Here is an 11,019-nt window from a genome sequence, read left to right as displayed (position 1 = left end):
GTACCAATACCTCTAATCCCTCGGTGTTAGTGGCTGCTGCATTAGTTGCTCAAAAAGCCAATGAGTTAGGTCTTACAGTTAAGCCTTGGGTGAAAACAAGTTTTGCGCCTGGCTCACAGGGGGTGACAGAATATTTAAATAAAGCCGGTTTAACAAAAGAACTTGATAAGATGGGTTTCAACTTAGTCGGATATGGTTGTACCACTTGTATTGGTAATTCTGGCCCATTGCCAGTACCGATTTCTGATGCCATCAGAGAAGGTAAGTTAATTGTCACCTCGGTGTTATCAGGCAACCGTAATTTTGAAGGTCGAATTCATTCTGAAGTAAAGGCAAATTACTTAGCCTCGCCACCGTTGGTGGTTGCTTATGCTATTGCCGGTAATATGAACATTGATATTACCAAAGAACCTCTCGGCACAAGTCGTGATGGTAAACCTGTTTATCTAAGAGATTTATGGCCAAGCCAAGAAAACATACAAAAAATAGTCACAGAAGTGGTCAATAAGACGATGTTTATCGATAAGTATGGCAGTATTTATGAAGGTGATGAAGTGTGGCAAAACTTAGAAACGGTCGATGCTGACATTTATAATTGGCCTGACAGCAGCTACGTAAAAAAACCTAGTTTTTTTACCAATATGCGGGTTAATCCTGAGCCTATCAAAACAATTGAAAACGCGCGTTGTTTATTAAAGTTAGCTGACAGTGTTACTACTGATCATATTTCCCCGGCTGGCGCAATTGGTAACGACACACCTGCAGCTGAGTATTTGAGGGCTAACGACGTCAACCCAAAAGACTTTAACTCCTATGGTTCACGCCGTGGCAATCATGAAGTTATGATGCGTGGTACGTTTGCAAACATCAGGCTGCGTAATGAGTTAGCGCCCGGAACAGAAGGTGGTTTCACTCGAAAACAACCCGGCGGTGAGCAAATGACGGTTTTTGCAGCCGCTCAGCAATATATTGCTGATAACGTGGCTACTATTGTTATTGCTGGCAAAGAATACGGAACGGGCAGCTCTCGAGACTGGGCTGCAAAAGGTCCGCTATTATTAGGTGTAAAGGCGGTAATAGCAGAAACGTATGAACGTATTCATCGTTCCAATCTAATAGGTATGGGTATTTTACCTTTACAGTTTATTTCAGGGGAGGGGGCGCATACTTTTAAATTAAATGGTACAGAGCAGTTTTCTATCGAAGCCGTTGGAGCTAAACAAAAGCAGGCCAAGGTTCATGTAACTAGAGATGATGACACTAAATTCAGTTTCGATACAGATATCCGAATTGATACACCCAATGAGTTTGAGTATTTTCGACACGGGGGAATTTTGCAATATGTGATCCGCTCGCTACTCTAAGAAAGTACTCGGCACTAAAATCATATTGTCACTTTCTTCGATAATTTTTAAAGCATGATATGAATGGTGAAAGGTTACTGATTCAAGTCACCATCCATATGTTTTATTTATATATCTTTATATTTCATGTATTTTATGACTTAACTTGCTACTGCCGATTGAATCATTTCAACTAACAGTGATGGCGCCACCGATACCGATGTACTCTGTTCCCATCCAGATAATAAACCCGAGATATAGCAACAGCAGAACCTTGCCGTTATTGTTAGTCAACTCGGACTTACTGCGTGCCATTATTATGAAAGCCACCGTAGCAAATACTAAAAACATCATCATAGGAATAATTCGAGGGTAGTTAAAGCCTACTGCCCCAGCAATGATGACACCAACGGGCAATACAACCAACAAGTCGAAAATATTACTGCCAAAAGCGTTGGTTAAACTTGCCGAACTGAGTTTACGTTGAGCCGCTTTGACACTAACAAAGAGATCAGGGATGCTGGTTGCTGCGGCTAATATGGTCGCGCCCCAAAAATAACTCGGAGTACTGAATATCCCACCGAGTTTGATAACCATTCTGATCAGCATCTCCACCCCGATGGTAACCATTAACACTGAAATAACCAGTTTGCTCCAGCTTTTGAGTGCTGTAGATTGTTGTTGTTCAACTTCTTCAGGTTTGTGGTCGCGCACTTCTTGATATTGAATGTAGATGTATAAAACATAAAATAACAGGGGTAAGATCATCAGCGAACCGGTTAGCGTCCCATTATATGGATCTACTGTAGATGGTTGGTAAATAACTGAAAATGATAGGGTTACCATGACTATCAATACACTGATTAGGTAAAATTGAGCTTCACGATATAGCACTTCACGCCCTGCGTGAAGCGAACCAGGACGAAACAGTACCGATGTTCCAGGAATGACCAGAATATTAAATACCGCTGAACCAATAATGGTAGCTAGCCCCAGTTCAAAGTCGCCATGAATACCTGTTGCTAGAACTATAGTGACCAATTCTGGAAAGCTCGAACTGATTGCCATCACCGTGGAGCCTTTTACTGAGTCTGGAAGACCGTAACAAATAGCTAGATCGTGACAAGCTTCTTCCAAGTAGTTGCAAGCCTTCCAAATTATGATGGTTGCAACAGCTACGATAAAAAATATGTATGTGAGTTCAGCTAGCACAAATGTCCTTTTTATAATTGTTTCAGCCGGTTATCAACATAACCTATGCCTGCATTATTATTATTTATCTAATTTATTCTTTTAAAGGAGCATTTTCAAGTCACTTTATGATGGCCCCCTGTGTCAGGATAGTTGTTGAGTTTAGCGAAGTTAATGTGATCATATTTCGCATAGTTTGATGTGCTAATCATTTCTTTACTGATTTCATTTCACTATTTGTTATGGATGTTTTGAAGTAATAGACGCTGTGACAGTATGTTTATTTTAATCGTCATCTTAGACCCTATTAGTTAAGGTTTATTATTTTTTAATTGATCTAAAGATAGACCTTTGCTATCACCAACAATAAACCTAGAATATTGCCAACTTAGAGCCGAAACTTAATAGCATTGGCGATTGAGCGTCTAACCTGCTTTAAATGATTGACAGTAGAGTATTGATTTTCAGATATTTGTATCTTGTCTTTTAGTTCTTTAATCAAGCATTGTATTGTGAAAATTGATTTTTATTATCGAAAATTAATTTTAGTGTATATAACTAAATTATAATTACATCATAGTTAACTCGCGTATTCGTGCGAATAATAATTTATATTTACCGGCATTAGCTCATTTTAGATATCAAGCAAACTTGACTTCTTTTAAGTTGATAGGCTATCGATACAAAGACATATTTTTGAGGTAAACGCTTTAGAATTTCATGTGACTCTTATTTTTAATCAGTCATCATAATGTTTGTGTTGTAATGATTCGCCAAACGGTTCAACCAGCAAAGGGATGTCAATTAAAACCCTAGTCTGTGACCTTTTTTAATGCGCTTTTAATGCTTATTTGTGTCTACTTAACTATTATCACGCGTTATTTCCAACTATCTACTCTTTACCCATGAAATTTTAATACTAAAGGTTTCATATTCGGATGAATAAAATACCAAGGCATTGCACTAAGAACAGTTCGAACCACCTTTTTTAAATTGAGGATTTGAAAGGCCGCATTAAGCATGTTCATCAATTATTCGAAAAAATAACAAATCTTAAAAAATTTAATAAGTGATATATATGGATAATGAACCATTACGTATTTTTTAAATTACTGCTCTAGAAAATCGATAACTGTATCCATTATTATAGACACCTGGGAAGGCTCTTCCCAATCAATTTTATCCCAATCAATACCCATATCTAGATTTTGTAGGTTCGATGTTAATAACTTTTTGACAGTTTGACGCGACTGGATCTTTTTAAATTTGAACACTTCATTAACTGGTATTTCCAGTTTATTACCAGATAAAAGGGATTGAATTTTCAGTTCTATCGCTCGTTTATCGAGCACATTTAACAATGATTTATTAAACTCAGCTTTATAAGCCTGTTCGGTTTGGAGAACTATTTTCTTAGTTTTTAAAAATGGAAAACTCAACCCATTTTCATAGGCTTCTAATACACAATTGTAGCGTGTGAGAACGTTATAATTGTCGTAAGCGCCCATAGATATACCCATGATTGATACCGCTTCCCTCACTGATATTTTGTTACGACCTAATTGCTTATTCGCAAGTGATAAAGCATCAATTTCAATTTTGGCGGCATTAAATGCACCGAGCTTGCCATATTGAGGCAAGTCTTCTCTGCTTGAGTTTTCTTGAAACTGTTTGATTTTTTGTAATAACGGAGCCTGCTCATAGACCTTGAACTGAATAGGAGCATGATTGCCTTTTGTATAAATCAAAGCAAAAAAACGTCTATGCCCTGTTAACACCTGATACATGTTGTTTTCTAATGGAAAAATTGTAGGTGCTTGAATAAGGTCAGACACCGCAATGTTATTCGCCAATTCAGTAATAGAATTGATATTTTTATTAATTTTTCGCCACTCTGGAGAATCATATTTTAGACAATTAATAAAGCATGATTTACCCACTAATACATGTCCTTCACCCCTGTATATATCAATTAACTGGCGTTTAGTGAGGAGACGTTTTATAAATAAGTCTGCGTGTTCATCATCAATAATTATCGATGGAAAATATCTAAAGTTAGTTTTGTCAGGCCTCACATGATTTATAAACAACACTTTATAACTAAACGTGTCGTTGAATATCATAGTTTCTTTCTCTTCTCCTAGGCCTGAAATCAGTCTTTGAGTTAAGTTTAAATTTGACAAAGATACTCCTAGTTAATTGATTCGAAAGTCAATTTAAATAAATTTTTCAATTCAAGATACGGAAATCTTAATGTAGATGGAATATATTAAACCTTTGATCATATTAATAACTATATATGCAGATAATAGTTCATGTAAATTATACTTTAGTATACATAAACCTGAAGCGAGTATTGTAGGGTAATTTAAGGTCATTATTGAATAATTGTAATGCGATATTACGTTTAAAAGACCAGCAAGAAATTGCATAGTATAGGTAGAATATTTAGAGTCTTTTCGATGCTAAGAATAGGTTGGATTCGTTATTTAAACTATCTTAATTATCACATAATTTTTTATTAAATGGGTAAACTGCCTTCTCAAAACTTGATAAACTATGACGCCTCACGAGTATTAAATGTGTAATAAAATCATACGCTTTCTTAGAATATAGCTCACTTTAATCAGTAGTGTCTCACGTGTGAGAAATACTTTTTAAAAATGCAATAGTCAGGTTGATCTCAAGAACCAATATTATTAAATTAGTCTTGTTGAATTGTACTTTGATACACAATTGGTTAGGGCATACTTTTAAAAAGACTTTATGTCAATAAAGGTCAAATAAATTCCAACTTAACATGAGACATGAACTAGGATTTACAAAAAATCACTTTGCTTGAGTGCCGCTAAATCAAGTCTTCTTGTACTTTGAGATTAACATTATCACTAGTATATGCATGACAATAAGGATAAATTTTCAATGGGATTCGATAGCACCCGACAATAATTTGTTTTTTTCAAATAAACATTGAATATTAGATTTGAATATACCCCCTTCAAGCAGTTTTGGTGTCTCTTGCGAAAGCATATTAATCATCGCCTCAGCAGCTGGAGATTGGATCGTCTTTTGGCGTGTAATCAGACAAATATTTCGTTTTTCTGTCGGATTTTCTAATGGAAAAGAAACAAGGTTAGGATCATCTGGGATCGCAAGTGATGGGAGAACCGTAATACCTATATTAGCTTTTAGCATCGCAATTAATGTTGTTGTATTGGAGAACTCATATTTGGGGTTACCGATAAACTGTTGCATTTTTAGAGTTTGAGTCAGCCCAGATCCTATAAAATCATAACCCTGCAATTGTTGCCAACCTATGACAGAACCGCTTTTTGCCAATGGATGCTCTTTATTGCAGACCATTTCGTAGGTGTCATTTAGGAAAGGTAAAAAATTAAGTTTTTTGTTGGCATGCCATATACTGCCAATACCAAAATCTACTTCATTAAATTCAATACGTTGCTGTACTCCTTTGGAATTATCATCATACAAATGTATGCTGATATTAGGATACTTCATAGTAAAGGCTTTAATAATATTAGGTAAGATGTTTGTCGCGATGGAGGCGACAACAGCAATACTAACATGACCACTACGACATTCTGATACTCCAGCCATATCGGATATAGCTATGTCAAAATCTAGTACTAATCGATTGGCGACAGGCAAAAAGTTTTTTCCATCCTTTGTTAAAGTCACACTCCTTGTGGTTCGTTCAAAAAGCTTTAAATTAAGATAAGCTTCTAATTGCTTTATGGATAATGTAACAGCCGGTTGAGTACGTGAAAGGTTTTCAGCTGCTTGGTTAAAGCTGCCATAACGTGCGACCACAATAAATGTTTTCAGATGATTTAAGGTAATATTATGATATTTGATGTTGAAACCTTCGATGTTTTATTCGCACATATTTACATAAATATATATTAGCTTAACTGATTAATCTATATGATTATTTGATTGGACTTATTAAACTAGTTGCGTTGAAATTCAAGCATGAGAGTTCCTATTGTTTTAGTAAATGAACGGTGAGGGCATTAATCATTGAAAATAAACGCCTTTGTGCTGATAAGGAATCTATGCTGAAGGATAGAGACTTTAATTAATTTTTACCTATGGACTTATGACATGAAAGATAAAAAACACTCCAATTTTATTAATGGTGAATGGATAGATAGCAAAGTCTATATTACCAATTCCAGCCCTTCTGATTTAGAGGATATAATCGGTTTATATGCTCAAGCTGATGCGGCAGAGTGCGAAAAAGCAGTCACCGCTGCCAAAGAAGCCGCGCCAGCGTGGAGCGAGTCAGGTTTGGAACAGCGTAAAAAAATACTTGATATGATTGGCGCTGAATTAATTGAACGTAGTGCTGAAATAGGCCGGATCCTAGCAAGAGAAGAAGGAAAGACGATAGCTGAAGGTAAGGGTGAAGTTTTCCGTTCTGGCCAGTTTTTTCAGTATTACGCAGCGGAAACATTACGCCAGATGGGTGAAATTGCAGATTCTGTTCGACCTGGAGTTGACGTGGAAGTACGACGCGAACCTTTAGGTGTCATTGGCATTATCACACCATGGAATTTCCCCATGGCAGTGGCTGCTTGGAAACTCGCACCGGCATTAGCATTTGGTAATACAGTTGTATTAAAGCCAGCAGAGCTCGTCCCTGCAAGTGCCTGGATATTAGCAGAAATTATTAGCCGTTCTGGTTTACCAAAAGGTGTCTTTAATTTAGTTATGGGACCTGGGCGAGAGGTTGGTGAGGCAATAAGTACCTCCAAGGATATAGACGCGGTTACTTTCACCGGTTCAGTTCCTGTTGGCCGCCGTATAGCAAGCAATGCTATAAAAAACATGGCCAAGATACAGTTAGAAATGGGTAGTAAAAATGCTTTGGTTGTATTGAATGATGCTGATCTTGATGTGGCTGTTCAATGTGCCATTAACGGTGCTTTTTTTGGAACAGGACAGAAATGTACTGCTTCCTCTCGGCTGATTGTTGAAAAGGGTGTGCATGATAAGTTCATCGAGATGATGATTGTTGCAATGAAAAAGTTGAAAGTGGGCAATCCCTTGGCTGAAGGCATACAAATTGGTTCAGTCGTCGATGAAAAACAATATAAACAGGTTTTAGACTACATTGAGACGGCTAAATCTGATGGAGCAATATTAGTTCAAGGTGGAGAAGCTTTAGATTTAAAACCTAAGGGATATTACATTGCCCCCACGTTGTTTAAAGATACAACTAACGATATGACAATTAATCGTGAAGAAATTTTTGGCCCTGTAGCCTGCGTTATTAAAGCTGATGACTATGATCATGCTTTAGCTATGTCTAATGACACAGAATTTGGTTTAACATCAGGAATTATCACTCAATCTTTGGCACGTTCAGCACATTTTAAACGTTACTCAAAGTCAGGTTGTGTGATGGTGAACTTGCCAACAGCGGGCACTGATTACCATGTGCCATTCGGTGGCAGAAAGTCTTCTAGTTATGGCTCTCGTGAGCAAGGTAAATATGCAGAAGAGTTTTACACTGTTGTTAAAACAGTTTATAGCAAACCTTATTAATATGACCTTAGTTACACAAGAGAGATATAATGCAAGCTAACAATGTAATTATTGATGGTCTTCAGTATATAAACTGGGATAAAAAAACGTTTGAAAAAACCCGAGATAGCGGTATAAATGCGGTGCATGTTACCATAGCCTATTGGGAAAATTTCAGCGAAGTTATTGATAACATTAATCAATGGAATCAGCACTTTCGGGAATTTGACGATCTTATTGTGCATGCCCTTACAGCTGAAGATATTTTGGAGGCAAAACGTCAGAATAAAGTAGGTATCGTTTTTGGTTTTCAGAATTGCTCACCTATTGAAGATAGCATCGCCAATATTGAAACATTGCACAAGCTTGGCGTAAGAATTATGCAGTTGTCTTACAATAATCAAAGCTTGCTTGCAACGGGCTGTTACGAAGATAAAGATTCAGGCATCACACGCTTTGGTAAACAGGCAATTAAAGAGATGAATCGAGTCGGTATGGTTATCGACATGTCACATTCTGCTGAGCAGTCAACATTAGAAGCTATCGAATTATCTGAACGCCCTATTGCTATCACTCATGCTAACCCTAGCTTTTTTCATGATGCTCTTCGCAATAAGTCTGATAAGGTTCTTAGAGCTTTAGGTGACTCTGGAGGTATTTTAGGTTTCAGTATGTACCCATTTCATTTGAAAAATGGTTCTAATTGTACGCTTGATGAATTTTGCCAAATGATTGCAAAAACAGTCGATATCCTGAGCATCGATCAAGTTGCCTTAGGTTCTGATTTATGCGAGAACTGGGATTACAGTAAGCTCGAATGGATGAGAAGCGGCCGATGGACCTTTTCAGCAGATTATGGTGAGGGTTCGGCCAAGAATAAAGAGTGGCCAAAACAACCAAGTTGGTTCAAAGGTGCTGAAGACATATTTAATGTTGCCGATGGTTTGCGAAAGGTTGGTTTTAAAGAAGTCGATGTCAATAAAGTGATGGGGGGTAATTGGCTGAAATTTTTTGATTATTCGTTTGGGCCGGTAAGGTAGTTTTAATAAAATATTGAGAGCCAATTATTATGTTTAAATCAAAAATGAAAACGGTTAAAAAACTTATTCCAATCGAAAGTGGAGTCAGTAAGGTTGGCTTATCGCAGGTAGATTGGTTGACGTTCATACTGAGTGGCGGTTTTTTGATCATGTTTGTGATTATTTCTCTGGTTAGTATTGAGACGTTATCCAAATACGTTGGTATTGGTTTTGTATGGTCAGCCCAATATTTTGGTGCTTATTGGCAGCTGTTGCTGTTAGCTACCTTTATTATTGGTTTGATTATGGCTCTCTCCCCTTATGGCTCAGCTCGATTAGGTGGCACAGATAAACCTGAAATTGGAGCATTTAAATGGCTTAGTATGATCATGTGTACGCTACTTGCTGGTGGCGGCGTATTTTTTGCCGCTGCAGAGCCAATTGCACATTATATATCCATGCCTCCTCTTTTTGAAACTGATGCTAATCCAGTTCATGTCGCTTTAGCACAATCTTTTTTACATTGGGGCTTTTTGGCATGGGCAATTTTAGGTAGTTTAACAACAACGGTGCTTATGTATTTGCACTATGATAAGGGCCTGCCACTTCGACCACGCACATTACTTTATCCTATATTCGGTGAAAAAGTCATACACGGTTGGATCGGCTCTGCAGTTGATGCTTGTTGCGTTATTTCAGTCGTTGCTGGAACAATTGGACCTATCGGTTTTACGGGATTACAGGTGGGTTATGGTTTGTCAGAGCTGTTAGGTACAGCAAATGATTATCGTATGCATCTTATTATTATTTTAGGCTTGGTAGGTATTGCTACTATTTCAGCTGTGTCGGGAATAAACCGTGGAATTCAACTGCTAAGTAAATTAAATATTTTAATTGCTCTATTTTTAATGGTCTTTATTTTTTGTTTTGGCCCTACATCGTTTATTGTTGAGAATTATTTTCAAGCCTCAATTATTCATTTAAAAGAATTTATTCCGATGGCTGTGTTTCGTGATGATACCCAATGGTTGAGCACCTGGACTGTTTTCTTTTGGGGTTGGTTTTTAGGTTATGGTCCATTAATGGCCATGTTCATTAGTAAAATCTCAAAAGGCCGAACTATCAGAGAAATAGTTATTTGTGTTTCTGTCTTTGCTCCTATCGTCACAACATTTTGGTTCACGATTGTTGGTGGTTCAGGAATATTTTTTGAGTTGACTAATCCCGGAAGTATTGCAGATTCCTTTTCTGGGTTTAATATGCCCGCGGCATTATTAGCGATGACCCAACAGTTACCAATGGGCGTCATTATCTCAGTATTATTCTTGATACTTACCACTCTTTTCGTCATTACAACCACTGATTCCATGACCTACACAATTTCTATGGTAATGGTTGGTAACGATAATCCCCCCACTATATTACGTGTATTTTGGTGTGTAATGATGGGTGTGGTTGCCGTTATTTTGGTGTCTATTGGCTCAGGTGGGATTGCGGCATTGCAGTCTTTTATTGTGATAACTGCAGTACCGGTATCTTTGATTTTATTACCTTCTTTATGGAACGCTCCCATGATGGCTAGACAATTAGCTAAGCAGCAGGGCTTATTGTCGAACTCAAAAAATGTCAGTGTGGGAAATAAGTCATTATGACAATTACTAATAATTTACTTGAAAGCGCACTGCCAATGCGGCCACCAGAACAAGTCATGAATCTAAAAAGATTGGGTAGTTTGCACCAATCGCGGTTAAGTTTTATGCGAACATTGGTACGTAAAATCATGTCTGAGCATTGGGTGATTAAACCAACTGTGTTTGAATTGGATGAGTGTGGTTATGGAACGGTGGTGTATACCGTTCAAGCAAAACATAACACTTACAGCTTTGTACTATTTTCCACTTTTATCAGTGACGATG

General features: G+C 37.4%; 7 protein-coding genes and 1 pseudogene. 5 read left to right on the top strand and 3 right to left on the bottom strand.

The features are described from left to right. On the top strand, positions 1 to 1,364 hold a 1,364-nt coding region (gene acnA / locus QZ562_RS16415; RefSeq protein WP_293762465.1), incomplete at its 5' end, for an aconitate hydratase AcnA. Between the two features lie 168 nt (positions 1,365 to 1,532). On the opposite strand, the gene QZ562_RS16410 is transcribed toward acnA, so the two are convergent. The 3 genes from QZ562_RS16410 to QZ562_RS16400 all read right to left on the bottom strand — a co-directional run bounded on the left by QZ562_RS16410 (position 1,533) and on the right by QZ562_RS16400 (position 6,380). After that, positions 1,533 to 2,555 carry a sodium:calcium antiporter gene (locus QZ562_RS16410; protein WP_293762460.1) on the bottom strand — a complete coding sequence of 341 codons (1,023 nt, stop codon included), beginning with the start codon at positions 2,553 to 2,555 and terminating at the stop codon, positions 1,533 to 1,535. Positions 2,556 to 3,643: 1,088 nt separating this feature from the next. Further along, positions 3,644 to 4,717, bottom strand: coding sequence for a ParB/Srx family N-terminal domain-containing protein (locus QZ562_RS16405; protein ID WP_293762457.1), 1,074 nt, complete (start codon positions 4,715 to 4,717; stop codon positions 3,644 to 3,646). A gap of 736 nt (positions 4,718 to 5,453) precedes the next feature. Next, a complete protein-coding gene (locus QZ562_RS16400) occupies positions 5,454 to 6,380 on the bottom strand; it encodes a LysR family transcriptional regulator (protein ID WP_293762472.1) in 927 nt (308 codons plus the stop codon). Positions 6,381 to 6,659: 279 nt separating this feature from the next. Between QZ562_RS16400 and QZ562_RS16395 the strand changes: the two genes are divergently transcribed. From QZ562_RS16395 to QZ562_RS16380, 4 genes and pseudogenes are all read left to right on the top strand, one after another. Further along, on the top strand, positions 6,660 to 8,105 hold the full coding sequence (locus tag QZ562_RS16395) for an aldehyde dehydrogenase family protein (RefSeq protein WP_293762454.1): 1,446 nt from the start codon (positions 6,660 to 6,662) through the stop codon (positions 8,103 to 8,105). A 29-nt stretch (positions 8,106 to 8,134) separates the two neighbouring features. Then, positions 8,135 to 9,124, top strand: coding sequence for a membrane dipeptidase (locus tag QZ562_RS16390; protein WP_293762451.1), 990 nt, complete (start codon positions 8,135 to 8,137; stop codon positions 9,122 to 9,124). A 29-nt stretch (positions 9,125 to 9,153) separates the two neighbouring features. Continuing rightward, positions 9,154 to 10,755, top strand: coding sequence for a BCCT family transporter (locus QZ562_RS16385; protein ID WP_293762448.1), 1,602 nt, complete (start codon positions 9,154 to 9,156; stop codon positions 10,753 to 10,755). Continuing rightward, positions 10,752 to 11,019 (top strand): annotated as a pseudogene (locus QZ562_RS16380) (hypothetical protein); the annotation flags it as partial. The gene QZ562_RS16385 and the pseudogene QZ562_RS16380, both read left to right, overlap by 4 nt.

The sequence above is a fragment of the uncultured Paraglaciecola sp. genome, assembly GCF_913058035.1.
GTDB lineage: Bacteria > Pseudomonadota > Gammaproteobacteria > Enterobacterales > Alteromonadaceae > Paraglaciecola.
Note: the sequence above shows the minus strand (reverse complement) of the source record. Positions and strands in the feature narration are given on the sequence as shown.